Consider the following 24,861-nt stretch of genomic DNA (forward strand, 5'->3'; position numbering starts at 1 on the left):
GCGGGCTTGCAGCAGGGCCTCTCATCCGCGGGACGCCGGGGAGCCGGCTTGTGCAACGTTGCGTTCAGGGCTCCGCGGCGTCCCGCGTCACCCCGACCGTGACTTCCGGCCATGCCCCCGGCGGAGCATCCGCGCGGGGCCGAAAGCGCGTGCGAACCACGACAGACCCCCTCTCCCGTTCGGGAGAGGGTTGGGGTGAGGGATGAGAAGCTTCAGGGCCTGTCACGCCGATGCCGCTGCGCCGTCGAGCCCTGTCCTGATAATTCTCGACCCTCACCCTGGCCCTCTCCCGAACGGGAGAGGGGACCCGCGCCCCGTCCGGACCCCTTGCTCCCCTCACCCGACCCTCGCTCACGCGAGGGCCACCCTCTCCCGCAGAGGGGAGAGGGAGAAACCTGCACCCGGATCTGCACGGGCCCCTGTCGCTTCGGCGGAGCGGGCCTGCCGCCTGCGACCCGTCCGCCCTCAGCCGAGGGCCTGCTCGACGGCCTGGCCGCAGGCCGTGGTGTCGGCGTTGCCGCCGAGGTCGCGGGTGCGGAGCGTCCGCTCCGAGAGCACGCGCTCGATGCCCGACACGATCTCCGCCGCGGCCGCCCGCTCGCCGAGATGCTCCAGCATCATCGCCCCCGACCAGATCTGGCCGATCGGGTTGGCGATGCCGGCCCCGGCAATGTCGGGGGCCGAGCCGTGCACCGGCTCGAACACCGAGGGGAAGAGCCGGTCCGGGTTGATGTTGCCGGACGGCGCGATGCCGATCGTGCCGGTGCAGGCGGGGCCGAGATCCGACAGGATGTCGCCGAACAGGTTCGAGGCCACCACGACGTCGAAGCGGTCCGGGTTCAGCACGAAATGCGCGGTCAGGATGTCGATGTGATACTGGTCCCAGCGCACCTCCGGGTAGTGCTCGGCCATGGCCCGCACACGCTCGTCCCAGTAGGGCATCGTGATCGAGATGCCGTTGGACTTCGTCGCCGAGGTCAGGTGCTTCTTCGGCCGCGACTGGGCGAGCTCGAAGGCGAAGCGCAGCACCCGGTCGGTGCCGTGCCGGGTGAAGATCGATTCCTGCACCGCGAATTCGCGGTCCGTTCCGGCGAACATCCGCCCGCCCGCGTTCGAGTACTCGCCCTCGGTGTTCTCGCGGACCACCCAGAAGTCGATGTCTCCGGGGTTGCGGCCCGCGAGCGGGCTCGGCACGCCGGGCATCAGGCGCACGGGGCGCAGGTTCACGTACTGATCGAATTCCCGCCGGAACAGGATCAGCGACCCCCAGAGCGAGATGTGGTCGGGCACCTGATCGGGCATGCCCACCGCCCCGAAGAAGATCGCGTCGTGGCTGCCGATCTGCGCCTTCCAGTCCTCGGGCATCATGCGCCCGTGGCGGGCATAGTAGTCGCAGGACGCGAAGTCGAACCAGTCGAGCTGGAGCCTGAAGCCGTGCCGCTTGGCGGCGGCCTCCAGCACGCGGACGCCCTCCGGCACCACCTCCTTGCCGATGCCGTCGCCGGGAATGACCGCGATGCGGTAGCTGCGCTCGGAACTGGCCATGGTCTCCTCCTTAGAGCCTCTCACACAACGCCCGCTGCGCCGTCATGCCCAGAGCGAGATCTCCCGGTCGTCGGGCGTTTTGTGAGGTGCTCCTGTTGGGCACCGGACTGACGAAGCGGGCGGCCCCGGTCAACGCCCCGGCCTGACATTCACGCCGGTTCGGCCGCGATCGCTCCGGTCCGGGCACCGATCAGACCGGCTCGCCCGCGATGGTGCGGCGCTGGCGCTCGAGCTCGTCGCTGTAGCGCTTGAGGGTGTGGCTCTCGGTGAGCATGCCGATCACCCGCCGCTCGGCCGGGCTGTCGACCACGGCAAGGGCTTCGCTCTCGGCCCGGTCGAAGAGGGAGGCGGCCTCCTTGGCGTTCATCTCCGGCGTCAGGAACTCCGTCGGGTAGCGCACCACGTCGGCGAGCCGGGGCTCGTCGCCCTCCTGCGCGTCCCGGGCGGCGGCATGCGCCTCGGGCACCAGGACCATGCCGGCATAGCGCTCCTCGGCATCGACCACGATGATCCGCGAGGGCGAGCCGATCGGGTGGGCGCGCAGGAAGCTCGCCAGCGGCGTGTCGAGGGGGACCGGGCGGATGTCCTTGCGCATCAGGCGGCCGACCGTGAGCGTGCGGATCCAGCCGACATCGTGGGCGCTGCGGATGCTCTCGCCGCGCAGATGGAAGCGCCAGGTGGCGAAGGAATAGCCGAAGGTCTTCCGCACGGTGAGCGAGGAGGCGATCACCGCCGCCAGCACGAGCCCGGTGATCGGCAGGCTGCCCGTCACTTCCAGCGCCAGGAAGGTCATGGTGAGCGGGCCGCCGATCACCGCGACCGCCAGCGCGCTCATGCCGATCACCGCGTAGGCGAGCGGGGTCAGCCCGAACGCCGCCATCGCCGGCACCAGGAGCGGTCCGATCAGCGCGAAGAGCTTGCCGGCGAGCGCGCCGAGGAACAGCGAGGCGAAGAACAGGCCGCCGCGGAAGCCCGAGCCGATCGAGATCGCCGAGGCCGTGGCCTTGGCCGTGAACAGGATGACGAGCCCCAGGATCCCGTCATCGGCGGCGTGCTCGGCGAAGTGCTGGTGGAGCGCCCCGTGCCCGCCCGAGAGCACCTGCGGCGAGGCGACGAGGGCCAGCGCTCCGACGCAGAGCCCGCCGACCGCGGGCGCCGCCGCCCGCGGGATCCGGCTCGCCTGGGCCAGGCGCTCGACCAGGGTGACGCCGCGCATGATCAGGATGCCGAGCCCGGCGCAGACGAGGCCGAGGACAAGGCTCGGCAGGGTCTCGAAGCTCGTCACCGTCGAGGTCGTCACCGCCTGCATGTTGGCCACGTCCACCAGCGGATCGGCCGGGACGAGGCCGCGCGCGACGAGGCTGCCGCAGAGGGCGGCTACCACCACGGGGGTCAGGGTCGCGATGGCATAGGTGCCGATGATCAGCTCGAAGGCGTAGAAGGCGCCGGTGAGCGGCGCCCCGAAGGCCGCGGCGATGGCGGCGGCGGCACCGCAGCCGACGAGGGTGCGCAGATCGGCGCGCCGCATCTCGAAGCTGATCCCGAGCCGCGAGGCGATGCCGGAGCAGATCTGCGTGTAGCCGGCCTCCAGCCCGACCGAGGCGCCCGAGCCGTTCGAGATCACGTTCTGCACCACGACGTAGAGGCTGTCGCGAAGCGACATCCGGCCCCCGTGCAGGGCGTTCGCCTCGATCGGGTCGATCGCAGGCCGCCGCCGCATCGCCTTGATCCGCCCGACCGCGACGAGGAGGAGGCCGAGGGCGACGCCGCCGAGGCAGGGGGCGAGCAGCAGCGCCAGGGGCTCGACCTCCTGCGCCGCGCTGAGGCGGGCGCCGTGCGGCAGCCGGTAGAGCGCCTCGCGCAGCCCTTGCGTGGCGAGATTCATGCCCGAGACGGCGAGGCCGCCGACGCAGCCGGTGAGCGCGGCGAGCAATACCATGCCCGCCTCGCTGCGGCGGACGAAGGCGCGCAGCCGCTCCGGCGCCAGCATCCAGGCCGTCCGGCGCCCGCCCTCCCCCGCAGCCCGGGCCGCAGCCGTCCGCGCCAGGGGGGCCGGCTTGGCTGTGCTCCCCGGCTTCGCGGCGGCCGGCTTCGCGGTGCGGTTGGAACGCTGGCTCACACGCCACTCATACGGGCGCGCGGGCCGACGCGTCCACACCATGCGTCCACAGCGTGCGTGTGAGCCGCACAGGCCGCTTGAAATGCCCGCCCGCCCAGGATACATCGCGCCGCAGTGCAGCCGTAGCTCAGTTGGTTAGAGCACCAGATTGTGGATCTGGGGGTCCCCCGTTCGAGCCGGGGCGGCTGTACCATCGAGATCGATCGCCTCGGCAAGGGCCTGCGCAAGGCCGCGCCGCCTTCGCTTCTTCCAGAGCTTCCAGACGAATCGGGCGGGAGAGCTCAGCGTCTCGCTGCGGTCTCGCCCGCGGCCGTCAGACGCCTCGCGCGTGCACACGCGCCCGCGAACGCCAGGCTCAGCAGCTCTGCGGCACCCGTCAGCTCATCGGCGCGTCGGACATCCGTGGTAAGCGTCTCCACGGTGGACCGAGGACGGCGTCGATCCATGCCGGATGTAGGCAAGCATTCCGCGTACTGGAATAGACCCCATCTGGATGAGAGCGATCGACCATTCTGGAAATTCGAAGCTCGACCGATCGCCCAGCTATACGACCATGCAAACGTCGTTGGAAGGCACTTGCGTTGTCTACGTCCAAAACCCTGGAGGCCATTGCCAGATGGCCGGAATGCGTTAGACCTCTTTCGCCTTTAGGTTGAGGGGTCTCAGCAATTACCATGGTCGAAGGCGACGAATTCGATGAGATGGTGGAGGCCTGCATCGAAGCGGGGACGCTTGTCCTTGATCGCGGGTCGGAAGAACTGCAGCAGATCATGCGCATGCTCCTGTATCGCCTTGGTCAGGAGGTCGCGCGTCGGGAGGAGGAGGTGTTCGCCGGCTTTCCCAAGCTGCACGACGGTGCGTGACGGCTCTCGCCTGCTCCGGCCGATTGATCCGCGTGGCCCGGTCCTGGCGAGGATCAGGTGGAGGGAGCCTAAAGCAGGGAGGCCGGGGTCTGCCGCGTGAGGGTTCTGGCGGCCTTGTTCACCATCTGCGACCAAGCGAGAGCCGCGGCAGAGGCCTGCGTCGATGTCGGAAAGGTTCGGTGCGAGGCGGCGAGGACTTCCCGAACCTCGTTCAGCAGAACCCATTCCCACACATTACCCGCCGGTCGGACTTCGAATTGCATGGCGTCCTCGCATGATCTGTTCCATGCCGACAGAATGCCCCGCAAAAAGCAGTGAGTCCTCAGTGCTTTGCCGGCAGCATCGACATCGCTTCGCCGCGGGGGCGGTTGTCCAACGGATTCACCGAATCCACAGGCGTGCCGGGCTTGCCGCTGGACGCGAATCACAAGCTAGGGCCGCCGTCCCGGCCTTGAGGCTTCCGAGGACTGGCTGAAGGCCGCGGGATCGGGACCGTCAGCGTTCCATGACGTTCGGGGCGTAACGAACAGGCGGCGACGGCGTTGATGGAGGTGGAGGCGTCCATGCTCGTCCGCATCCTCACCCTCGCCGCGGCCCTTGCGGTCGCGCAGCCGCCCGCGCGGGCCGCGCCGGTGCGTCTCGCGCGCACGAGCCCCTTCTATCGTGCGGCCCTGTTCGTACCTCCGTCGCCGGCGACCTACGCGGCGCCGGGCAAGGACGCGGTCCACGAGCGCAGGGCCCTGGTCTCGCGGCCCGCGCCGATTCCGCGAGCCGGCCAACTTCCCAATCAGCGGGTCGGGCCGATGCGCGAGCGCCTCGTGCGGGATATCTGCATCGGGTGTTGAGAGGCCGGCCGACCGATCTGCGCGCCGACGCTCAGGGCAGCGGATCGCGTCGATGCTCCGACAGGAGCAGCCCAATGGCGGCGGTGAGGCCGATCAGGAGCGGGAAGGCGGTGAACACCAAGAGGTTCGTGGTCATGGCAACACCCTGTCCGGATGCTACGGGCCTCAAATCTACGTCTCTACGGCCTGGCGGGTTCCGCGGGGCGCATCGAACGCTGTTGAAAACGGCCCCTGATCAGAATCCGCGGGCGCATCAGCGCAGCTGGCAAGACGAGCCTGGAACCACTCCCGATCGCGTCGCAAGCGGGAGCGGCTCTCAGTCTTTGCCGTAACCCGCACTCTTGCGCCGAACCGGCACTCCATTCGTTGGAGAGCGCCCTAGCTTGCCTTGCTTGCTGATGGAAGGTGCTCTAGCGATGATGACTGCCAAACGCGAGCGAAAGATGCTCGAATTTGGAATGATCGTAAGCTATCGATAGAAATTTGATTTGGAATATGTCCAGTTTGGATGGCAAGAGCTTGGCGATTCGGGCGATTGACGAGGCGCAACTGCCGCGTTCGCCTCATGACGACGAGGTGACCGTCACCTCTGCCGCATTGATGGACGGCCGGCGCGAGATCATCATCCTGCATGCCGGGCTCCGATACAGGCTCCGCATCACCGCGAACGACAAGCTGATCCTGACCAAATGAGCCGCCCTCACACGTCCCTCTCGCGTCGCGCGGTGCTCGTCGGGGCGATCGGTCTTCTCGCCAGCGGGCCCGCACGCGCGACAGCCGTCGCCCGGATCGCGTCCCTCGGCGGAGCGGTCACCGAGATCCTGTGGCGCCTCGGTGCCGGGCCGCGCATCGCGGTCGTCGACACCACCAGCATCTACCCCGCCGAGATCCTGCGCGAGAAGCCGAATGCGGGCTATCTCCGCGCGCTCTCGGCTGAGGGGCTGCTCTCGGTCGGACCGGACCTCGTCATCGCCACTGAGGGGGCGGGACCGCCTGCCGTGCTCGCCCAGCTCCGCGAGGCCGGCATCCGGGTGGAGCTGATCGCGGAGCCGCCCACGGCGGAGGGCGTTCTGGACAAGATCACGGCGGTCGGACGGCTCGCGGGCCTGGAGACGGAGGCGGCGGAGCTGCACCGGGCGGTGGCCGCCGGATTTGCCGGCTTGGGCCGGCAGCGCGCTGCGGTGAAGCGACCTGCGCGCGCGCTCGTGGTGCTCTCCCTTGCCAACGGGCGCGCGATGGTCGGCGGCCGGGAGAGCACTGCGGACGGCATCCTCACGCTCGCCGGCCTGCGCAACGCCGCCGACGGCCTCTCGGGCTTCAAGCCGATCAGCGACGAGGCCATCGTCGCGGCAGCGCCCGACACGGTGATCATGATGGCGAACGAGGGGCACGCTCAGCCGATCGAGGCCGTGTTCGCACCCGGTACCGCGCTCGGCCAGACCCCGGCCGCCGCCCGGCGCTCGCTCATGGCGATGGATGGCCTCGCCCTGCTCGGTTTCGGCCCCCGGACGCCGGAGACGGCGGAGGCGCTCATGCGCGCCGTCTATCCGGACCTGCCGCGTGAGTGAGGGGCCGCGCGCGGCGCCTGGCTCCCCGTCCTTGATGCGTCGCGTCTCCCGGCGCCGGACCGGCTTCCACCTCGGCGGGGCCCAGACCGGCTTCGCGATCTTCGCCGGACTGGTCCTCCTGACCGGCCTCGCCATCCTCCTGTCCCTCGGCCTGGGGGCCGTCCGCATCCCGCCCGGCCGCGTTCTCGGCATTCTCGTCGGCGCCTCGGATGATCCCGCTCTGGCCCGCGACGCCCTCGTCATCCTGAACATCCGCCTGCCGCGCACGCTGCTCGGCCTGCTGGTCGGGGCGAGCCTCGCCGTGTCGGGTGCCCTCATGCAGGGCCTGTTCCGCAATCCGCTCGCGGACCCGACGCTGGTCGGGATCTCGGCGGGGTCCGGCCTTGCCGCCGCGACCGTGATCGTCCTCGGCGACCGGCTCCGCGCCGCCGCGGGCCTGCCGGGGCCGATGCCCTATCCGGTCCTACCCGTCGCGGCCTTCCTGGGCGGCCTCGCCACCACCGTCTGCCTGTATCGGATCGCAACCCGGGCCGGCCGGACCTCGATGGCGACGATGCTGCTCGCGGGCATCGCCCTGGCGGCGCTGGCGGGGGCGTTCACTGGCCTCTTGGTCTATGCCAGCGACGACCGACAGCTGCGCGATCTCACGTTCTGGCCCCTCGGCAGCCTTCCCGGCGCCACCTGGACCAAGGTCGCCGTGCCCGCGCCCGCCATTCTGCCGGTCCTCGCCCTGGTGCCCTTCCTCGGCCGCGGGCTCAACGCCCTGGTGCTCGGCGAGGCGGAGGCCTTCCATCTTGGAATCGCGGTGGAGCGGCTGAAGCGCCTGGTGATCCTGCTCGTCGCCGTGGCGGTCGGGACAGGGGTCGCGGCTGCAGGCGTGATCGGCTTCGTCGGCCTCGTCGTGCCCCATATCCTACGCCTCGGCATCGGCCCGGAGCATCGCCGCCTCCTGCCCGCCTGCGCCCTTCTCGGCGGAGCGCTCCTCGTCCTGGCGGACGTCGTCGCCCGTCTGGTGGCCGCGCCGGCCGAGCTGCCGATCGGCCTCGTCACGGCCCTCGTCGGGGCACCCGTCTTCCTGTGGCTGCTGCTCGGGCGGCCCACCCTCTCCGATGGCTGAGCCCGCCCTGCTCCGGGCCCGCGATCTCGCCTATGCGGTGAGCGGCCGATCCCTGGTGGAGGGCATCGCGTTCGCGGCCGAACCCGGCACGGTCCAGATCGTGGTCGGACCGAATGGGGCCGGAAAGTCCACCCTGCTGCGGCTGCTCAGCGGGGAGCTGCGGCCGAGCCGCGGCACCGTCACCTATGAGGGCGAGACCTTGGCCGAGATCCCGCCTTGGCGCCTCGCCGCCATCCGGGCCGTCATGCCGCAAGCCGTCCGACTCGCCTTTCCCTTCACCGCGGCGGAGGTGGCGCGGATCGGCCTGGATGGGATCGGCAGCGGCCTCGACCGCCGGGCCCGCGACGCGATCCTCGCCGAGAGCCTCGGCCGGGCCGATGTGACCCACCTCGCCGATCGAGCCTATCCGACGCTGTCGGGGGGCGAGCAGGCACGGGTTCAGTTCGCCCGCGTGCTGTGCCAACTCGCCGCCGGCCGCAGCGTCGCCGAGCGGCAGGTGCTTTTCCTGGACGAGCCCACCGCGAGCCTCGATCTGCGCCATCAGACGGCTTTGCTGGACGCCGCCGTCTCCCTCGCCGGACGGGGCGCCGCGGTGGTCGCGATCCTGCACGACCTCAACCTCGCCGCAGCCTACGGCGACGTCCTGCTCGTGATGGAAGGAGGCCGAATCGTGGCCCGGGGCAGCCCCGAGGCGGTGATGCAGGACGACCTCGTCGCCCGGGTGTTCGGGGTGCCCTGGCGCGTCGGAGAGGTGCCCCGCTCGCGGCAGCCCTTCCTCCTGCCGCAGCGCGGTGTAGCCGCCAAGTCACAAGACTGAATTCAATGTCATGACATTGGAATCCTTTCAGATCCTCGCCGAGCGAGTTGCGAACCGCACCAGACTGCGCCCCGTTCGCCCGAATTGATCCGCCACGCGCCCTGGTTCAGAGCAGGGCCAGCAAGCCAGCCGTCCGCCAGCCAGCCAATCCCTCTGCGCTGCCTCTCATCGAGCGGAACCGGTCATGTCTTGCCGTCGCGTCCTCACGCCCTGCCGCCCCGGCTTCATTGCGGGCGTCTCGCTTCTGACCCTGACCGCGGCGCAGGCCCAGACGGCCGCGTCGCCTCCGGGGCTTCCCGGACCGGCCGCAAGCGTCAGCCTCGACACGCTCACGGTGACGGCCACGAAAACCGAGGAGCCGGCGATCGACGCGCTGTCGGGAACGAGCGTCGTGGCGCGCGAGCAGATCAACCGTCTTCAGCCGAGCCGCCTGTCGGAGGTACTGCGGGACGTGCCCGGCGTGACGACGCAGGAGAACCAGAATGATCCGGCCCAGGCCATCAACATCCGCGGCCTGCAGGATTTCGGGCGCGTGAACGTGCTGGTCGACGGAGCGCGGCAGAACTTTCAGACCTCGGGCCATAGCGCCAACGGCGTGTTCTATCTCGATCCGGAGCTCGTCGGCGGCATCGACATCACGCGAGGCCCTGCCGCGGCGATCTACGGATCCGGCGCGATCGGCGGCGTCGTCTCCTTCCGGACGCGCTCGATCGACGACATTCTCACGCCGGATGAGACGGCGGGCGCGGTCCAGAAATGGGGCTTCGGCACGAACGGGCAGAAATTCCTGAACTCGACCGCTCTCGGCGCCCGTATCGGGACGGCGGCCGACGTGTTCGGACAGTTCGTGTACCGCAGCAACGATCCCTATCGGGACGGCTTCGGCACTCTGGTGCGCGACACCGGCAACGAGTTGATCTCAGGTCTGGCCAAGTTCAACGTCCGGCCCGGCGAGGGCCATGAAGTCAGCGGCACGGCGCTGATCCAGAACTTCGACTTTGCCAACAGGGGCAGCAGCAATGCTGGCGCCCGCTTCAACAACGCCGTCCAAGCCGATACCTATACCCTCGGCTACCGCTTCGCCCGGCCCGATACGCCGCTGATCGACCTCAGTGCGAGGGGCTATTACTCCACGACCCACAACACCCTGACCTTCCTCAACGATACCGCGAGCGGGCTCTACGGCAATCTCGGCGTGCGGCCGGGCAACCGGATCACCTACGACATCGATACGTCGGGCTTCGACATCCACAACACGGCCCGCTTCGACACCTGGGCCCTCAGCCACGCCCTGACGATCGGCGGTGATGCCGTGTTCGATCGCGTCAGGACGACGGACGATGCCGGCGGCTTCGGTTCGGCCTTCACGCCCTCCGGAGAGCGGACGCTCGCGGGCGCCTTTGTTCAGGACGAGATGCGCTACGCCTCGTGGCTCCGCGTGATCGGCGCGCTCCGCTACGACCGCTACGACCTGTCCGGCGGTGCGTATCGCGCGAGCGGAGACCGGCTCTCTCCGAAGATCACAGTCGGCATCTCGCCGGTCGCCGGCATCGAGCTCTACGGCACCTATGCGGAGGGCTACCGGGCGCCCTCGATCACCGAGACTCTGGTCCAGGGCATCCATCCCTTCCCGGCCTTCAGCATCCTGCCGAACCCGACCCTGCGGCCCGAGGTCGCCCATAATGTCGAGGGCGGCGTCAATCTCAAATACGGCGATCTGCTCCGTCCGGGCGACGCATTCCGGGCGAAGCTCAACGTCTTCCAGAACGAGGTCGACAACTTCATCAACATCTCGGCCGTCGGCCCGACCTATTTCGTGCCGGCCATTCCAGGGATCCCGGCCTCGATCTGCGCCCGCATCCCGGGGCGTTTCCCCTGCGTCATCCCTGTGCAGTCGTTCCAGTACCGCAATATCGCCCAGGCCGAGCTCTCGGGCGTCGAGCTCGAAGGGGCCTACGATTGGGGCCGCGGCTTCGTCACGCTGGCCGCGACCCATACCGAGGGACGCGACAAGGCGACCCGTCAGACGCTGCTGACCGTGCCGCCGGACCGGATCAGCGCGACGCTCGGCCTCCGCTTCCTCGACGACAGCCTCACGGTCGGCAGCCGGCTGACCTTCGTGGACAGCCGCCGCGACGTGCCGGCCGGTGCAACCGTCCTGGCCACCAAGGCCTACGGACTGGTGGACGTCTTCGCGTCCTATCGGGTCAATGATCGCATCCGGGCGGATTTCATCCTGCAGAACGCCTTCGACAAGCGCTACACGCAGTACCTCAACCTACTGCAAAGCCCCGGCCTGACGGCCAAGGCCGCGCTGAGCATCAAGTTCGCGACCCGGTAGCGCGACCCGGTGCGGATCGCGATCGGGCCCTGCCGGAGCGGGGGCTGCGCGGCATGAGGTGCGGCCAAGCGGACGGCAGGTCGGATGATGGACCGGAGCGTCGCCTCGTCGAGGCCGATGCCTCGGGCTCGGCCGCCCGGCGATCCGGTCCGCATCCCGCGGTCCGGTCGAAGGCGGGATCGGCTAGGACGCGGAGGGACGTTCTTTAAGAAAGTTATCACGCAAGTCGTGAATCGTGCGCCTCGCCGCACATCCCCTGAAGACGACCGGTCATGTCCGAACGCGCTCCGACCCCGCTCGATCGTCCGGTCCCCGAGATGGCCGGTTCCGGCCGAGGCGGTGAGACCGGGGCAAATACGCGGATGTCGCCTCTCTGGCTGCTGCTGGTGGGACGCGCGGAGGTGCACCGGCACTGGCGTCTGCTTCTCGCCGCGGGTCTCGTCTCGGCACTGATCGGCATCGCGGTCGTCATCGACTCTCTCGACGGGGCGCTCCATGTTCCGGACCGGTGGTTCGGCTTCCTCCTCCTGGCCGAAGGTTTGGTATCGCTCGTCGTAGGAGCGACCGCCGTAGGCGCCGCCCGCCGGCTGCGCCTCGCCAAGGGCATCCTGCTGTTGGTGATGGCCCTTCTGATCGTGGCGGCCACGCGCCACAGCGCCTTCCTCCTCGCCATGATCTTCGGCACCTTCTTCCTGGTCGACGGTGCGATCCGGATCGTCATCGCGAGCCTGCTGACGTTCTCCGGGTGGCGAATCTCGGTCGCTCTCGGCGCGCTGGGTGTCGCGTTCGGCCTGTTCCACCTCCAACCCTGGCCGACATGGTACGCCGGCACGGTGGGGTACTGCATGGGGATGTTTCTCATCCTCAACGGCGCGCGGTTCGCGTCGGTCGGCCTGCGGATGCGGCGCATGGTACCGGAGACCATCGCGGCCGCGTCCTCACCCGTGTCTGACAGCCTCACGGTCTATGTCTGGACACCGACCGGACTGCCCACGACGCCGGCCCGGCAGCGGCTCATCCGCAGATACGTCGCGTCGGTCAATGCCCGGGGCGTGATCTCCTCGGGGCACGCCGCCCTGGAACAGGGAAGCGATCTCTACATCAGCCATTACCCGGCCGTGGAGATCGATCGATCGGTCGCCAGTCTGCGATCCAGCCTGCGTGCCGGCCCCGAGAACAACGTGCCCGGCCGGTTCCTGACCTCGTACGAGTCCGAGGTGGCCGATTGGTGCGAGGCGACCCTCGCTGTGACTTTGCGCGGTATCGATGCGGGGCGGCTCCGGATGTTCTGGGAGACCTACCGCCGGGACACGACCTACAACTTCACGGGCCGCAACTGTTCCACCGCCGTGGCGTGCGCGCTGGACATGGCGGTGGAGGGTGCCTTCGCCCGCTCCGGACATCCCTGGCGCCGACTTGCCAGGGCCGCGACGACGCCCGAGTTCTGGGCGGCAACCGTCCTGCGGAGCGGCGCTGCCGGCATGACCTGGACGCCGGGCCTGGTCCTCGACTACAGCCGCGCCCTCAGCGTGCTCGTCGATCCGCTCTCGCCGATGCCGGGCATGGCTTGGACGGATGTGGGACGGCGCCTCAGGCGCGACTGGCGTGCACGATCGGCGGCCGGCTTGGCGCGGATCGCACGGCGTCGGCCCGAGCGGGGGTCCGGCGCGACCGAGGCGTGACGTCCGGAAAAGACCTCAGCATCGCTGTCGGTCAGGGGCGCCCGGCGGCAAGGTTGGCGGCGATCGCCTGCATCACCGTCAGGGTTTCGACCTCGTCCTGCTCGGCACCGTGATCGCTGAGCTTCACGATGACCGTCCCGGTGTTGCGGTTCACGTAGACGTACTGGCCGTACACGCCGATCGCAGAGATGTCGCCGTCCTCGCTGTCGGGAGCATGCCACCATTGGGCGGAGTATTGCCAGCCATCGACCGCGCGGCGGGCCGGTGTCGCGATCCGTTGGATCCAGCGCGCGGGGACGATGCGTGCGCCGCCCGCACGCCCCTGATCCGCCACGAGCAGCCCGAGGCGGGCGAAGTCCCGGGCGGTCGCGTTGATGCAGCAGAAGGCCTTCTCGACGCCGCCGGCCCGGTCGAGGTTCCAGGTCGCGTCGGTCTGGGCTCCCATCGGTTTCCAGATCCGCTCCGAGAGCAGATCCGCGAGCGGCACGCCTTCGACCCGGGCGAGGATCAGGCCGAGCACTTCAGTGTCGATGCTGCGGTAGCGGCCCTGGCTGCCCGGCTTGAACGCGAGATGCGCGTGCTCCCGCACGAAGGCCGTCACGTCGCGGGTCAGGTACATCCCGGCCGTGCCGGTCAGGGGATGATGGGGATCGTAGTTCTCAGGCACCGCGATCCCGCTCGTCATATCGAGGAGGTCGCGCACGGTGATCTGACCGAAGACCGAGGCGTTGCGCAATTCGGGGAGAAGGTTCGAGACGCGGTCGGACTCCGAGAGCTTGCCCCGCGCCACGGCCGAGCCGACAAGCAGCGAGACGATGGACTTCGCCACCGACCACGACGGGAACAGAGTCGCGGGTCCGGTCCCGGCGCGGTGCCATTCGTGGATCAGAGCCCCGTCCTGTACCACGAGGAACGCGTTGGTATGCGTCGCCTCCAGCATCGTACCGAGCGGGACCGTCTGACCCTTCCAGACCACGCGGTCGAGGATCGGGCGGGGCTTCGAGGGCAGGATGCGGGCCTGTGCGGGCGCCCGCACGACGCGGCTCGGGAACCATGCGCCGACCGCGGACGGCTTGAGGACCGACAGAGCCACGAGGGTGACGGGATTCGGGACATCGAGGATCGCGGTCGCCGTCCAGGCACAGCCCGCGGCCAGCGCGACGCCGATTGCCGTGGGCACTGGCCATCGACGGTTCGGCTTGGTGCGGATCGACGGCTCGGGAAGCGCGGGCGAGAGGGACATGCTGCATTGATGTCGCCTCGGACGTTGAAGATTTTCTTGACGCCTGCGCGCCCCCGAGCGACCGGGAGCCCGTGCCCGAGCGTCCACCGCCGCGGTGGCGGATGGGAATCCTTCATGAATTTGGCGGAGGGTCCCCGGCCGTCCGATGCTCGTGCTGCTTCGGCCTCGTCTCAGGGGATCCTTCTCGTGGCCATGAATCCCTTCCTCATTCTTGGCCTCGCGATCGGTGCCGAGGTGACGGCGACCCTTGCCCTGAAGGCCGCTGACGGCCTGACCAAACCGGGCCCGACCCTGATCGTGATCCTCGGCTACGGCACCGCCCTCTGGTTGATGTCGACCAGCATGGACATGCTCCCGATCGGCGTCGTCTACGCCATCTGGGCCGGTGTCGGCATGGTCGGCGCGGCGCTCGGCGGCGCGTGGCTGTACGGCGAGTCCTTGAACGCGACCCTGCTGACGGGGATCGCGGTCGTCGCAGTGGGCGTGACGATCCTCGCCGTCGGGCAGGGCCACCATTGATAGGCCGCATCTGGCCGGCCCGGTACGGCCAGGCCCAACTCCGATGCGATGTGCGTTCGCCGAGCCTGTTCCATCCGATTTCAGGTCAGCCGCGATGCCACCCCGTCAGGCAGCGATTTCGCTCGACGTTGTGCTGCCAGGAGCGGATGATTTTTTGCTCTTTCGGATAAAATGTTCCGCGTATGGGCGCCATGATTTGCTGTGATGCGTTGACGAAGGCGATCGAACTGTTCCGAGTTTATGGAAATCTGCTCACGCTAGATCTGCCCCTGATCACGTTGCAAATGGGACGGATCTAAGTCTTAGATGTAACGCGCGCTCTTCGCCGAACCAGCATCCACTGCTGCGGAGAGCGCTCGAGCATCCAGCCGACGCTGGGGGGCCAGATGGCGATGCTGCTGTGCTGACGACCGGATCGGCTCACGCTGCCTGTTCGATCGCGAATTCCATCCCACGGCCCGGTCCCTGATCCGCGTAGTCGGCGAGCGCCAGACCGCGATCGGCCAACACGTTTTCGACGATGTCGCGGTGCTTGCGCACCATCTGGCCGACGGCGAGTGGCGTGAGGCGCGGGCTCGCCTGCCGCAGGCGATCGACGCCGATCGCGGCCGGGATTCCCTCGCTCTCGGCAATGCGGGCGAGAGCAAAGCCGAGGTCGCGGGCCTTGGTCTCGGAAGCGGACATCTTCCTGGGTGCCATGCTGGCGTCGTCCTTCCAAAGTGTCTGACAAAACCTCCGAGAACCCGGAAATCTCCCGTGAGGCACGACGGCGCAGCAGAAGCAATGCGAGCGGCTCTCCATGCTTCACGGTACGTTGGGCCGGCATTTGCGGAGGTCAGGACGAGCACGCGCCAGCCCGCTGCATCTCGCGCGTCAACGGTCCAGCCGCCACATCAGGGATCGGATCTCGGTGCGCAAGGACAAGTGATGGCGAGGCGGCGAATGAGGTGCGTGCGTCTCGGCATACGGATCGGAGGCAGGACGTCTCATAGGGTTCCGCCGGCTGCGGCGCTGGTCGTCGTCGCGCCCGGTGCCGTCCGTGGCCGCAACCGAGCCTTTGTTACGACGCGCACTCTCGCGCCGAAGCCGTGTCCACCTCGGCGGGGAACGCCCTAACTGTTATTGCCAAGACCGAGGCCACGGATCAGGTCGCCGATCGGATCGATCTTCCCTTGCGTCGAAGCAGGCTCGCTCGGCTGCGAATCGGATTCTGATCCCGCCGTGCTCTGAGGGTTCAATGCGACTTGGCGCGTGGCGGCAACGTGGCGCGTGGCGACGGTGCGGCGCACCACCTTGCGCCCATGACCCGCCTCGGTCCGGCCGGGCGTCGCGGCAACCAGCGTCAGATCGGCCGGCACGAGCTGCACCATCACGCCATCGGGCGCCAGCACGGCCGTGGGCTCGGCTTTCATGAGGGCGGCGACATCGGGCAGCGCCGACGATCGGCGCTGTGCCACCGGTCTGCTTGTCGGCGGATCGACCCAGGCCGTTGCTGCAGCGCTCACCGCGGGTCTGGTGGCAGGCCGCCCGGACCGCTCGAAATGGCCCGGATGCAGAATGCCTGCGGCAGCCAGGAGGCCCAGCACGGCGATGCCCGTGACGGCGAACGTCGACCTGTAGTGTTCCATATTGATAGAACGAACGGCCAAGGTCATCGTTCCGCTTGATGCGGATGTCAGAGCTGTGATTGCACGTCCCGCGCCAGCGCATCTTGGCCACAGTCGCGGAACGCGGCTCTCGCTCCCGGCTCTTCATGCGGCCGGCCAGCAACCGCGTCGCGACCTGGGTCGCTTGCGGCATCAAGTCAGCAAATTCCTGACGGAGCGGGACATTTATCCCGATTTTTACCCTGCCTTTGCGCATCGATGGTGTGGGTCTTTAATGCCCCGCTCGGTGTCGGGAAGGTCAACCCGACGCGCGCGAGCGCTACCGACGTCGAGATCGTGAGCGAAAACCAGAACCGCAGCATGTCCTGGTGCATCACCCGTGACGCACCGTTCAACACGTCCACTGGGTCTGCCGCGGCGCTCGGCAACGTTCTCGGCCCGCGATCCTCGCCGATGGCTCGCCGTTCTACTCTGCTCGCCCCTCGGAGAGCCTGCGAATCCCAACAGAGATCCGGCCCTCCGGTCGGAGATCAAGGAGGTATACTCGATGCCGATCTCGCCCGTTCGTGTCTGGCGCGCCCTGCAACGCCGTGCCCTCCGGCTGACGCCTCTTCTCGACCTGAAGATCCGTTACGACGCGTTCGAGCGGCCGCAATTCGCCTACGGGATCTACCATGCGGCGCTGCAGGCCAAGGCGCTGGGCTACCCGGCGATCAGCGCCATCGAGTTCGGGGTAGCGGGCGGCAACGGCCTTCTCGCCATGGAGCGGATCGCTGCCGAGATCGGCGAACGGCTCGGAATCCGGATCGAAGTCTATGGCTTCGATACCGGCCACGGCATGCCCGGCGCTGTCGACTACCGTGACGCGCCTTTCATCTGGCGGGCCGGGCAGTTCCGCATGGATTTTGAGGCTCTCGCGGCCCGGCTGACGAGCGCCCGCCTGATCATCGATGATGTGGAGGTAGGCGTGCAGACCTTCCTCGCGGGTGATCCGGCCCCAGTGGGGTTCGTCTCGTTCGACATGGACTACTACTCGTCGACGCGCAAAGCGCTCACGCTCTGCGAGGCCGGCGATGTCCGCTTCCTGCCGCGGGCGTTCTTCTACTTCGATGACATCGTCGGTGACGATTACGAATTGCACTGCGAATATATCGGCGAGCTGCTCGCGATCCGTGAATTCAACGACGCCCATCCCGGCATGAAGATTGCAGCCATCCATGGGCTGGCGAGCAAGCGGGCCATCCCTGACCATTGGCACGTCAAGACATTCATCCTGCACCGCTTCGAACACCCGCATTACTGCGAGTTCGTGGGCCAGCGGGCCGACTGGCAGATGCCGCTCTCGCCCGCGCGAACGTGGCTGCGTTCCTGGCGTCCTGTCTGACCTTACTTGCTATCTCTCGTGATCCGGAGCGGGCTCCAGGCGAGGAAGCCTGACGTCGAACGGGTGCGGGGCGCAATCTCCCGCTGGATGCAGGTCCTGCATCGCCCTCCGACGAGCGAGTCAGGTCAGCCGACCGCGACCATCTCGCGATCGCGCACTGTGCACAGGGCGAAGTTCCTGAACCCGAGACCGAATTGCCAGAAGAACTCGTGTTCGCCCGCGACGACGTACAAGCCGAAGCCATCAAGTTCGAAGTGGATTTGAGATCCGATCTGACCAGAGAAGCCGTTCATCAGCAAAACCTCGCGTCTGTGCGAGGTCTGTCGTATCATATTTACAGATCCTTAAAAGGTATTGATAAATTTTAGGTAAATCAAAGGTAAACGACCACCCTGCCGACAGTCTCTCGATTGACGGGCAACGGCGATTCCTCCCCTCGCCTTCCCTCAGCACACAGTGGCCAACTGTTGAATATTCGCCCGTCGGTCGCCGATCGGATACGGGCAGAAACCCCGCCGCGGGCCTGAATTCCACGGGTTTCCTTTACAAGAGAAAGCATCGGCGCCACGCTGAACAAGTGCGAGTGCATCCTGCTGATCGCCGCGATGAACGCGTCGGAAGCCTCTGTCGGAGAGCTGATTGTATCGCCCAAGGAAGGCCTCGACCTCGTCGAGCCTGCCCGGGCGGTCGTCGGATAGGGCCTGGATATGCGCATGGGTTCGGGCCTTCCCGGCCACGCCGTTCGGCCGGTCATTGCGCTCCCGACTGCCATCGCGCTCGTGCTGCTCCGCCCCGATGACGTCCACCCGGAGCCGATCCCGACGACGGTGCGATCAGGAACGGCTCTCAGTCCTTGCTTTGCCGCACGCGCCTTCGCCGAGCCGGCGTCTCCTTCGACCGAGCGCTCGCCATTCATCCTCAATGCTTCGAGCGACCGAGCCACGCCGAGATCGGATCGAGGACATAGGCTGCGACCGAGGATGCCCAGCCGTGCGAGCGTGTGGGCGCGGGTTGGTCACGACGCGGAGCACCAGGGGCCTGCGCAGCCATCACGGCCGCGACATAGGTGTCCTCGCGCTCCTGGCACTCATCGAGGGCGTTGCGCTGGTCGCCCGCCTGACTCTGGCCGGCGGGCTGGTGCATATAGGCCTCGCGCAGGCAGCGGTGCCAGGCCTGCTCGATCCGCCGCAACTCATCCTGCGCCAAGCCAGGACTGGCGCTCATGAGGATGGCGAAGAGGCTGAGCACCGACTTCTGCATGGCGGTGATATCGCCGGTTTCGCCAAGCGGAGCAAGAACGAAAAGGCAACAGTTTCGGCCGGTCGGTAGGACGGTGACGACCGCTTCGGCAGCCCGGTCCGCTGCGCCGCCGACCCTCTCGGTTGTCCGGGCGGCAGGCAGGCATTCGATCGCTTCATGCGCCGCCAATCTTCAGAAGGGCCAGGCTGCCTCGGCCGGCTCGGCGGGATTGGCATCCGCGTCGAGCCGTTCGCCCGACAGCTGTGATGAACGCCTCGTTTCGAAGCGGGTCCGTGTCGCTGAGGGCCTGGACGCTCGTCACCCGCAGCAAGTGCCGGCCGCCATCGCCGTCCTGAACCTGCAGGCAGCTGCCCACGCGTCGGACGGCCGCCATTGTTCCAAGTCTCTTGATCAGGTCCCCAGGCTCTCGGCGAAGTCGTCCGGCACCTCGCCGAACTGCCCGAGGATCGTCGCGCTTTCCAGCTCACCCGTCTCATCGTCGGCCACGATCTTGAGCGCTGCCGTGCCAGGCAGGCGCGCGGCCATGGCCTCGGCCCTCTTCAGTGCTCCCCATTCGGTCGCCGCGAGTTCGGGCCGGTCGGGCCGCAGGCGCTTGCGGTGAAGGCTGAAGGTCTGGACCAAAAACGTCGTCTTGATTGCCATGCTCGATTCCTCACTCACGCGGCCCGCTTTGTCAGGCCGGCTCCTCGACGGTCAGGATGAGCGCGCCGACCGGCCGCGTCATACACATCCACCATCCAGGCCGACCCATCCAGACGGTCGGAGACGCGCCCCATCACGGGGTGCGCCGCTTTCACCGCTTCGATGCGCAGATCCGCGCGTCCGTGCAGGTCGCGACCGGCCTGATCGAGCATGGTGTGCTCTCGGCCGACGCACTGGAAGCGGTCAGTGCTCGCCCGCAGTCTCAAATCCGACATCACCGCGCGATTCGCCTCGGGTTCGCGGCCGGCGACGCAGCGCGGATGCACGTTATGGGACGGCCGAGGGGCCTTGCATCGCGATCCAGACGACGTGGCGCGGCCCACTGTTGCCGCTTGCCGGGATCCGGGCTTCCTCGACCGAGAAGCCGTGGCGCTGCAATCGGGCCTTGAACTTCCGGTCGGGCGAACCGGACCAGACCGCGAGGACCCCGTCGGGTTTGAGGGCCCAGCGCAGCCGCTTCAAGCCCCATTTGTCGTAGAGCCGATCGTTGCCGCGGCGCATCAATCCTTCCGGTCCATTATCGACGTCGAGCAGGATGGCATCCCAACCGGACGCCTCGGATTGGATGAGGCGATTGACGTCGGCTTCGCACAGCTGGACGCGCGGATCGTCGAGACAGGTGCCGAAGACCTCGGACAGCGGCCCCCGAGCCCAGGCGGCCACGGCCGGCACCAACTCGGCCACCACGACCTGGGCCTGCGGCCCGAGTGCACGCAGCGCCGCGCGCAGGGTGAAGCCCATCCCGAGTCCTCCGATCAGGACGCGCGGGGCGGGCCGGTGCGAAAGGCGTGCGCACGTCAGCGCGGCCAGGGCTTCCTCCGAGTTGCCGCGGGTGCTGTTCATCAGCTCGACCGCATCGACGACGATCGAGAACTCGTTGCCTTTCTGCATGAGTGCCAAGCTCTTGCCGCCACCGGGCACGTCGCCGGTGTCCAGGTGCACCCAAGCGCTCATGGAGACTCTTTCGGATGGTCGCAGCTTCAGGTGAAGCTGGGAGAGAGAAGGGAGGTCAGCCCCGGACGACAGCCCCGGATCTGTTCGTCAAGCCTGCGCATGGCCTGCGGCCCGTGCGCGCGCAGGCGTTGCCGTGCCAGCACGGCTGCGCTTATCAGTCCCCATGGCAAAGCGCATCAAATCACTGCCGCAGGAACGCGGCTCCGTGCTGTTCGACATCGTCTACACGGATGGCAGCCGCGCATCGAACCGGCGCGTTCCCGTCGAGATCCTTGGAGGCCTGGATGGCGACGCGCCGGCTCAGCAACTCATAGCCGAGCAGGATCAGGCCATTGCCCAGAAGTCGGGGCGCCCGGCGCGCGAGATCCTGAGCCTGACGCGCTCACCGCTCCCCAGCCCAAAACCCGCCACCTGATAGCATCCCTCGCCTGCCGGCGAGCGATCTCGGTCACCGATTGAGGTCTGCCCCTCCCGATCGCATTGCGATCGGGAGGGTCTCGGGGGGCTGGCTGTGACGCGCTCTCTTTCGCCGCGTGGATATCCAAACCGACGAAATCGGCTCGGCGGGCGAAATCCGTGGAGGGCCGCGGCCTGCCTGGCTGCGCCCGGGACCCGACACCCACCTCCGACGCCTCGTGGCCGCAAAGGCCGGCGCAGGCGCCGCTCGAGCGCGGACTTCGTGGATCCTGGCCTTCGACCTAGGATCGGCGGCAGATCCGGAGGCTCAGATCCTCATCGCCGCTGAGCACGGGCGGTCGCCGCCGTGATGGCGAAGCGCATGTATTCGACACCCTCCTGAACCAGCGCGATCGGCACGCGCTGCGTCGCCCCGGCATGAGCCGCCAGGGCCTCGCGAATGACCGTGTGCCAGCGCGCCGGGTGCGCAGCGAGGGCGTGCCGGCCACCGCCTGACTTCGAGACGACGCCGTCGGTTTCCAGGGCGCAGGCAATGCGCGCGACCCCGAGCACGCCCCAGGCCAGGGACTCGGCGTTGGCATCCTCGCCGGCTGCCTTGGCAGCGAGGGCAGCCTCGGCCTGCTCGATCCAGGTCAGCCAGTATCCCTGCAGATTCCCGATCTGATAGGCGCGCAGGGCGTCGCCATCGTCGGCGATGCCGAGCGCGGCGGGTGGCGGCCCCGACACGGTTCGGCCGTGGCGCGCAAGGCAGCGCCAGACAGCCGGGTTGACCTCCCGGCAGATCTCGCCGGTCCGGAGGCGACCCTGCAGGCTGAACGGCCAGGGCGCATACGCCGTCGGCACCCGCTTGAGCGCATTGGCGGTCAGGTAGACGCCATCGAAGTTGGGGCCGCCGACCTCCGCCAAGCCGATATGCAGGCGTTCGAGCGCGGCACATTCCTCCGCGGTGGGCTCACGATCCAGCACCGCGACGAAATCGATGTCGCTCATTCCGGGTCGGAAGTCGTCCAGGGCAACCGATCCGACGAGGTACAATCCTTTGACGGATGGCATCGACTGAGCGGTCAGACGCCGCCGGACATCCATGATCACCGTTTCGACGGCGGCGGGGAGCGGGACCGCGAGGCTCATGGCATGAGCTCCTGGCATGAATTCCTGGCACGGACCCCTGGCTTCAACGCCAGCACATCGAGCGGCGGGATCGGCGACGCGCGTCGCGAGCAGTCTGGCCCAGACCTTGGCAGTAGCGTGACGACGGTTTCGACGGCCACAAGGCCGGTCAGGATCGATCAGCGGCTGCGATGGCCGCCTCCGCATCGTCGGAACCCTGCCTGGAAACAGGCCGGCGGAAACGCGTCTCGAACCACAGCGCGGCGCGCGACCGAAGTCGGGCATCCTGAGGACGGCCCGCGCTTCACCGTGCCGGCCTTTCGGTGATCGTCCGCAAGATCGCCGAAGCGGGTTTCGGCGCCGACGCAATGACAAGCAGCGATTGCTCCATCCGCACGATACACAGGATGGTCCGGTCCATCGAGGCTGGGGAAGCTGTCTCCCTGGCACGGCCGTCGCACCTGAGAGAACTCTCCGGCGAAGTGGATGCCCGGTTCGGCGAAAGAGAGCGCGTTGAAACAAAGACTTAGAGCCATTTTCGATGGAAGCGCGATCGGGAACGGCTTTAGAGCATCTTCCGTAATCCAAGGATCATGGAAGATGCTCTAACCGGTTGACGATGCAGTATTTTATTTCGCCGAACCGACATCCACGTCCGCGGAAAATGCGATGGTCCATGATCGCAGAACGCGATCCGCGCATGCCAGGACTGTGATCCGAAAATACCACCGCTGCGCAGGAACCTGTTTGCGCACAACCCGTTTGTGCCCCGCTGCCGTCTAGGCAGTCATGGGCCCGAAGGAGCGGTGCAGGCGTGACGGCAGATGTCGATGGCCATGACCTGAGGCAGAGGATCGCCGGCCTGAGCGAAGGCGTGATCGTGGTCGAGCCCGACGACGGGGCCATGACCGAACGCGCGCAATCGACGTCCACCGATCAGGTCGAGGGCTCGCTGAAGGATGCCATCGGCACATCGCCCCGGAATGTCCGGATCGAGGTCGAGCGCAAGGTTTCGACGCGCCAAACGCAGCGCCCCAAGGCGGCTCCGCGCCTCGACTGAGCCGAGGCAGACCGAGCCCTTGAGCACGGTACTCACCCCCATACCGAATGGAGGACGACATGGTCGACATGGACAGGATCACGGGCAGCGCCAAGGAGCTCGGCGGCAAGGTGCAGGGTGCCGTCGGCGACCTCACGGGCTCGAAGAGCGATTCGGTCGAGGGCCGCCTCCGCGAGGCGCAGGGCAGCGCGGAGAGCGTCTACGGCCAGGCCAAGGACGCTGTCCGGTACGCCGCCGACGAGGTCTCCGACTACGCTGAGGAGGCCTATGACCAGGGCCGCCGTTACCTGCGCCGGGGCCATGACCGATCTGCCGAGTGGCCGCACACGTCGCTGCTTGTCGCCGGCGCCATCGGCTTCGGCCTCGGCCTGCTCGTCAGCAAGCTCTGACGCCTTCGACCGTCCGACTTCACCCACCCACCGGAGTCCATGCGTGACCACGACCACTAGCCTATCTCCCATTGCCACCGGCGACACGCGGGCCGTGCTGCTCAACGAGGTATCCTGGGGCGCCATCTTCGCCGGCGCCGCCACCGCGCTCGTGACGCAGGTTGTCCTGAACCTCGTCGGGGTGGGCGTCGGCCTCGCCTCGATCGGCACCAATGCCGCCGACAACCCCGCCGCCTCGACCGTCTCTCTCGGTGCCGGGCTGTGGTTCGTCGTCTCCGGCATCGTCGCCTCGCTGGCGGGCGGCGCCATCGCGGGCCGTCTCTCGGGCAAGCCGCTGCCGGGCACGGCCGCCCTACACGGGCTCGTCTCATGGGCCGTGACCACGCTGATCGTGCTCTACCTGCTCACCTCGGCTGCCACCGGTCTTGTCGGCGGCGCGCTCGGCACCGTCTCGGGTGTGCTCGGCGGCGCGGGCAACCTCGTCGGCGGCACGGTCCAGACGGCGGCACAGGCGGCTGCGCCCTCGCTGTCCAAGATCTCGAACCCGCTCGACGGCATCGAGCAGAAGGTCCGTGAGCAGGCCGCCGGCCAGGACCCGCAGGCCGCCCGTGACGCTGCGGTCTCCGCCGTGCGCGCGGTGCTGACGGGTGACCCGGCCGAGAAGGAGCAGGCGAAGACCCGTGCGGCCGACGCGCTCGCCAAGGCGCAGGGCATCTCGCCCGATCAAGCCAAGGCGCAGATCGACGACTACCAGAAGCAGTACGAGCAGGCCGTCACGACGGCCAAGCAGAAGGCGGAGGCCGCAGCGGTTGCGGCCAAGTCCACCGCTACGCAGGGCGCCTTCTACGCCGCGCTCGCGCTGATCCTGGGCGGGCTCGCCGCCTTCATCGGCGGTCGTCTCTGTGCCCCGAAGCCGCTGACGCTCGTCGAGGCCTACGGCGCCAGCCGGGCCTGATCCTTCCCCCATCGGCTTCCGCCTGAGGGCGGAAGCCTCCCCAACCGGTGAAGCCGGTGACGACCACCTGTCAGAGGAGAGCATCCGATGAGCAGCACGACCGACAAGATCAAGGGCTTGGCCAACGAGGCCGTTGGCAACGTCAAGCAGGGCATCGGCAATGCCACCGGCAACGACAAGCTTGTCGCCGAGGGCAAGGCCCAGGAGCTCAAGGGCGAGGCGCAGAAGGCGGTCGGCGACGTCAAGGACGGCGCCAAAAACCTTGCCGACAAGGTCACCGGCAAGCGCTGACCCGCGGACGGAGCCGGCCGGACCGGCTCCGTCCCGTCGGCCAGAGCGATCGAGCGGTGAACGACCGCCTCAG

Annotated in this window: 27 protein-coding genes and 1 tRNA gene; 16 read left to right on the forward strand and 12 right to left on the reverse strand. The window is 68.1% G+C overall.

The annotated features are described in order from the left end of the window. Nucleotides 1-465: 465 nt before the first annotated feature. Nucleotides 466-1,545 (reverse strand): tartrate dehydrogenase, encoded by a 1,080-nt coding sequence (locus tag MET9862_RS18570; protein ID WP_142584381.1) that lies wholly within the window; start codon nucleotides 1,543-1,545, stop codon nucleotides 466-468. A gap of 190 nt (nucleotides 1,546-1,735) precedes the next feature. Next, a complete protein-coding gene (locus tag MET9862_RS18575) occupies nucleotides 1,736-3,535 on the reverse strand; it encodes a chloride channel protein (protein WP_142584411.1) in 1,800 nt (599 codons plus the stop codon). Between the two features lie 245 nt (nucleotides 3,536-3,780). Here MET9862_RS18575 and MET9862_RS18580 point away from each other — a divergent pair. The 9 genes from MET9862_RS18580 to MET9862_RS18625 all read left to right on the forward strand — a co-directional run bounded on the left by MET9862_RS18580 (nucleotide 3,781) and on the right by MET9862_RS18625 (nucleotide 12,897). Continuing rightward, a tRNA-His gene (locus tag MET9862_RS18580) sits at nucleotides 3,781-3,857 on the forward strand. A gap of 481 nt (nucleotides 3,858-4,338) precedes the next feature. Continuing rightward, nucleotides 4,339-4,527: a hypothetical protein gene (locus MET9862_RS18585; RefSeq protein WP_142584382.1), complete on the forward strand. Its 189-nt coding sequence runs from the start codon at nucleotides 4,339-4,341 to the stop codon at nucleotides 4,525-4,527. A gap of 563 nt (nucleotides 4,528-5,090) precedes the next feature. Continuing rightward, nucleotides 5,091-5,372, forward strand: coding sequence for a hypothetical protein (locus MET9862_RS18595; RefSeq protein WP_142584384.1), 282 nt, complete (start codon nucleotides 5,091-5,093; stop codon nucleotides 5,370-5,372). A gap of 495 nt (nucleotides 5,373-5,867) precedes the next feature. Then, nucleotides 5,868-6,065: a hemin uptake protein HemP gene (gene hemP, locus MET9862_RS18600; RefSeq protein ID WP_142584385.1), complete on the forward strand. Its 198-nt coding sequence runs from the start codon at nucleotides 5,868-5,870 to the stop codon at nucleotides 6,063-6,065. Continuing rightward, nucleotides 6,062-6,940, forward strand: coding sequence for a heme/hemin ABC transporter substrate-binding protein (locus MET9862_RS18605; RefSeq protein ID WP_142584386.1), 879 nt, complete (start codon nucleotides 6,062-6,064; stop codon nucleotides 6,938-6,940). The genes hemP and MET9862_RS18605 overlap by 4 nt, the downstream gene beginning before the upstream one ends. Before the next feature lie 34 nt (nucleotides 6,941-6,974). Then, complete coding sequence (locus MET9862_RS18610; protein WP_142584387.1) at nucleotides 6,975-8,057, forward strand: FecCD family ABC transporter permease; 1,083 nt, start codon at nucleotides 6,975-6,977, stop codon at nucleotides 8,055-8,057. Continuing rightward, nucleotides 8,050-8,874, forward strand: coding sequence for a heme ABC transporter ATP-binding protein (locus tag MET9862_RS18615; RefSeq protein WP_142584388.1), 825 nt, complete (start codon nucleotides 8,050-8,052; stop codon nucleotides 8,872-8,874). The genes MET9862_RS18610 and MET9862_RS18615 overlap by 8 nt, the downstream gene beginning before the upstream one ends. Nucleotides 8,875-9,058: 184 nt before the next feature. Continuing rightward, nucleotides 9,059-11,215: a TonB-dependent hemoglobin/transferrin/lactoferrin family receptor gene (locus MET9862_RS18620; protein ID WP_142584389.1), complete on the forward strand. Its 2,157-nt coding sequence runs from the start codon at nucleotides 9,059-9,061 to the stop codon at nucleotides 11,213-11,215. Between the two features lie 362 nt (nucleotides 11,216-11,577). Then, nucleotides 11,578-12,897: an HdeD family acid-resistance protein gene (locus tag MET9862_RS18625; protein WP_244612788.1), complete on the forward strand. Its 1,320-nt coding sequence runs from the start codon at nucleotides 11,578-11,580 to the stop codon at nucleotides 12,895-12,897. A gap of 31 nt (nucleotides 12,898-12,928) precedes the next feature. Here MET9862_RS18625 and MET9862_RS18630 read toward each other — a convergent pair whose 3' ends face one another. Then, nucleotides 12,929-14,140, reverse strand: a complete 1,212-nt coding sequence (locus MET9862_RS18630) for a serine hydrolase domain-containing protein (RefSeq protein ID WP_142584391.1) — start codon at nucleotides 14,138-14,140, stop codon at nucleotides 12,929-12,931. Nucleotides 14,141-14,332: 192 nt separating this feature from the next. Between MET9862_RS18630 and MET9862_RS18635 the strand changes: the two genes are divergently transcribed. Beyond that, nucleotides 14,333-14,659, forward strand: coding sequence for a DMT family transporter (locus MET9862_RS18635; protein WP_142584412.1), 327 nt, complete (start codon nucleotides 14,333-14,335; stop codon nucleotides 14,657-14,659). A gap of 420 nt (nucleotides 14,660-15,079) precedes the next feature. On the opposite strand, the gene MET9862_RS18640 is transcribed toward MET9862_RS18635, so the two are convergent. Together MET9862_RS18640 and MET9862_RS18645 are read right to left on the reverse strand one after the other, a co-directional pair. Next, nucleotides 15,080-15,358, reverse strand: a complete 279-nt coding sequence (locus MET9862_RS18640) for an adenylosuccinate synthase (RefSeq protein ID WP_142584392.1) — start codon at nucleotides 15,356-15,358, stop codon at nucleotides 15,080-15,082. Between the two features lie 413 nt (nucleotides 15,359-15,771). Next, nucleotides 15,772-16,314, reverse strand: coding sequence for a hypothetical protein (locus MET9862_RS18645; protein ID WP_142584393.1), 543 nt, complete (start codon nucleotides 16,312-16,314; stop codon nucleotides 15,772-15,774). Nucleotides 16,315-16,813: 499 nt separating this feature from the next. On the opposite strand from MET9862_RS18645, the gene MET9862_RS18650 reads away from it, so the two are divergent. Continuing rightward, entirely contained in the window at nucleotides 16,814-17,650 is an 837-nt protein-coding gene (locus tag MET9862_RS18650) for a hypothetical protein (RefSeq protein WP_142584394.1), read from the forward strand. Between the two features lie 125 nt (nucleotides 17,651-17,775). On the opposite strand, the gene MET9862_RS29510 is transcribed toward MET9862_RS18650, so the two are convergent. From MET9862_RS29510 to MET9862_RS18680, 6 genes are all read right to left on the reverse strand, one after another. After that, nucleotides 17,776-17,943 carry a hypothetical protein gene (locus tag MET9862_RS29510; RefSeq protein ID WP_185156927.1) on the reverse strand — a complete coding sequence of 56 codons (168 nt, stop codon included), beginning with the start codon at nucleotides 17,941-17,943 and terminating at the stop codon, nucleotides 17,776-17,778. 153 nt (nucleotides 17,944-18,096) lie between these two features. After that, nucleotides 18,097-18,456 carry a hypothetical protein gene (locus tag MET9862_RS18655; protein WP_142584395.1) on the reverse strand — a complete coding sequence of 120 codons (360 nt, stop codon included), beginning with the start codon at nucleotides 18,454-18,456 and terminating at the stop codon, nucleotides 18,097-18,099. Nucleotides 18,457-18,568: 112 nt separating this feature from the next. Further along, nucleotides 18,569-19,078: a hypothetical protein gene (locus MET9862_RS18660; RefSeq protein ID WP_244612789.1), complete on the reverse strand. Its 510-nt coding sequence runs from the start codon at nucleotides 19,076-19,078 to the stop codon at nucleotides 18,569-18,571. A gap of 222 nt (nucleotides 19,079-19,300) precedes the next feature. Then, on the reverse strand, nucleotides 19,301-19,552 hold the full coding sequence (locus MET9862_RS18670) for a hypothetical protein (RefSeq protein ID WP_142584398.1): 252 nt from the start codon (nucleotides 19,550-19,552) through the stop codon (nucleotides 19,301-19,303). 14 nt (nucleotides 19,553-19,566) lie between these two features. Further along, on the reverse strand, nucleotides 19,567-19,764 hold the full coding sequence (locus MET9862_RS18675) for a DUF6894 family protein (protein ID WP_142584399.1): 198 nt from the start codon (nucleotides 19,762-19,764) through the stop codon (nucleotides 19,567-19,569). A 115-nt stretch (nucleotides 19,765-19,879) separates the two neighbouring features. After that, on the reverse strand, nucleotides 19,880-20,566 hold the full coding sequence (locus MET9862_RS18680; RefSeq protein WP_142584400.1) for a spermidine synthase: 687 nt from the start codon (nucleotides 20,564-20,566) through the stop codon (nucleotides 19,880-19,882). 163 nt (nucleotides 20,567-20,729) lie between these two features. Between MET9862_RS18680 and MET9862_RS18685 the strand changes: the two genes are divergently transcribed. Further along, entirely contained in the window at nucleotides 20,730-20,981 is a 252-nt protein-coding gene (locus MET9862_RS18685) for a hypothetical protein (RefSeq protein WP_142584401.1), read from the forward strand. 317 nt (nucleotides 20,982-21,298) lie between these two features. Here MET9862_RS18685 and MET9862_RS18690 read toward each other — a convergent pair whose 3' ends face one another. After that, entirely contained in the window at nucleotides 21,299-22,114 is an 816-nt protein-coding gene (locus tag MET9862_RS18690) for an aminoglycoside adenylyltransferase domain-containing protein (protein ID WP_142584402.1), read from the reverse strand. Between the two features lie 793 nt (nucleotides 22,115-22,907). Here MET9862_RS18690 and MET9862_RS18695 point away from each other — a divergent pair. The 4 genes from MET9862_RS18695 (at nucleotide 22,908) to MET9862_RS18710 (ending at nucleotide 24,788) form a co-directional block, all read left to right on the forward strand. Beyond that, nucleotides 22,908-23,153 carry a hypothetical protein gene (locus MET9862_RS18695; protein WP_142584403.1) on the forward strand — a complete coding sequence of 82 codons (246 nt, stop codon included), beginning with the start codon at nucleotides 22,908-22,910 and terminating at the stop codon, nucleotides 23,151-23,153. 59 nt (nucleotides 23,154-23,212) lie between these two features. Continuing rightward, nucleotides 23,213-23,542: a CsbD family protein gene (locus MET9862_RS18700; RefSeq protein ID WP_142584404.1), complete on the forward strand. Its 330-nt coding sequence runs from the start codon at nucleotides 23,213-23,215 to the stop codon at nucleotides 23,540-23,542. 43 nt (nucleotides 23,543-23,585) lie between these two features. Continuing rightward, nucleotides 23,586-24,497, forward strand: coding sequence for a PhnA-like protein (locus tag MET9862_RS18705; protein WP_142584405.1), 912 nt, complete (start codon nucleotides 23,586-23,588; stop codon nucleotides 24,495-24,497). A gap of 87 nt (nucleotides 24,498-24,584) precedes the next feature. Next, nucleotides 24,585-24,788, forward strand: a complete 204-nt coding sequence (locus MET9862_RS18710; RefSeq protein WP_142584406.1) for a CsbD family protein — start codon at nucleotides 24,585-24,587, stop codon at nucleotides 24,786-24,788. Nucleotides 24,789-24,861 lie beyond the last annotated feature (73 nt).

The organism is Methylobacterium symbioticum (assembly GCF_902141845.1).
Taxonomy (GTDB): Bacteria; Pseudomonadota; Alphaproteobacteria; order Rhizobiales; family Beijerinckiaceae; genus Methylobacterium; species Methylobacterium symbioticum.